At 56.8% G+C, this 1,655-nt stretch carries 1 rRNA gene (cut by a window edge); it reads right to left on the reverse strand.

Going from position 1 to position 1,655, the window contains the following annotated elements:
• Window positions 1–1,565: ribosomal RNA gene (locus tag ACFY2Q_RS29405) — 23S ribosomal RNA — on the reverse strand (its annotated part extends 1,513 nt beyond the left edge of the window); the annotation flags it as partial.
• Window positions 1,566–1,655 lie beyond the last annotated feature (90 nt).

Raw genomic sequence — 1,655 nt, forward strand, 5'->3', positions numbered from 1 at the left:
CGGGTGGTTAGCACAACGAGGTTCATCAGGGACGCTCTTTCGCGGGTACGGGAATATCAACCCGTTGTCCATCGACTACGCCTCTCGGCCTCGCCTTAGGTCCCGACTCACCCAGGGCGGATTAGCCTGGCCCTGGAACCCTTGGTCATCCGGCGGAAGGGTTTCTCACCCTTCTTTCGCTACTCATGCCTGCATTCTCACTCGTGCCGCGTCCACAACTGGGTCACCCCGCTGCTTCACTCGCGGCACGACGCTCCCCTACCCATCCACACACCTGCACAAGGAATCAAGTCCAAGCGAGGATAAAATGTGAATGCCACAGCTTCGGCGGTGTGCTTGAGCCCCGCTACATTGTCGGCGCGGAACCACTTGACCAGTGAGCTATTACGCACTCTTTAAAGGGTGGCTGCTTCTAAGCCAACCTCCTGGTTGTCTATGCGACCCCACATCCTTTTCCACTTAGCACACGCTTAGGGGCCTTAGCTGGTGATCTGGGCTGTTTCCCTCTCGACTACGAAGCTTATCCCCCGCAGTCTCACTGCCGCGCTCTCACTTACCGGCATTCGGAGTTTGGCTGATTTCGGTAAGCTTGTGGGCCCCCTAGACCATCCAGTGCTCTACCTCCGGCAAGAAACACGCGACGCTGCACCTAAATGCATTTCGGGGAGAACCAGCTATCACGGAGTTTGATTGGCCTTTCACCCCTAACCACAGGTCATCCCCCAATTTTTCAACATTGGTGGGTTCGGCCCTCCACGCGGTCTTACCCGCGCTTCAGCCTGCCCATGGCTAGATCACTCCGCTTCGGGTCTAGGACACGCGACTGAATCGCCCTATTCAGACTCGCTTTCGCTACGGCTCCCCCACACGGGTTAACCTCGCCACATGCCACTAACTCGCAGGCTCATTCTTCAAAAGGCACGCCGTCACCCCGCAAGGCTCCGACGGATTGTAGGCGAACGGTTTCAGGTACTATTTCACTCCCCTCCCGGGGTACTTTTCACCATTCCCTCACGGTACTTGTCCGCTATCGGTCACCAGGAAGTATTTAGGCTTACCAGGTGGTCCTGGCAGATTCACGGCAGATTTCAGGGGTCCGCCGCTACTCGGGAACACCCACAGAAGGTCAGCAACTTTCACCTACCGGACTTTCACCGTCTACGGTCAGCCATTCCAGACTGTTCGACTAGCCACTGACTTTGTAACTTCTCGAACAAGTGTCAGCTTGTTCAGCAGGGTCCCACAACCCCGACCACGCAACCCCTGACAGGTATCACACGCAGCCGGTTTAGCCTCGATCCGCTTTCGCTCGCCACTACTCACGGAATCACTAAATTGTTTTCTCTTCCTACGGGTACTGAGATGTTTCACTTCCCCGCGTTCCCTCCACACACCCTATGTGTTCAGGTGTGGGTGACACCACATGACTGGTGCCAGGTTTCCCCATTCGGACACCCTGGGATCACAGCTTGGTTGACAGCTCCCCCAGGCCTATCGCGGCCTCCCACGTCCTTCATCGGCTCCTGGTGCCAAGGCATTCACCGTTCGCCCTTGACAACTTGACCACAAAGATGCTCGCGTCCACTGTGCAATTCTCAACAAACGACCAACCCACAACCCGAAAGCCCCACACCAAACCCGACTCTTCCGCCGGC

Source organism: Micromonospora sp. NPDC000316 (genome assembly GCF_042898885.1).
GTDB lineage: Bacteria > Actinomycetota > Actinomycetes > Mycobacteriales > Micromonosporaceae > Micromonospora.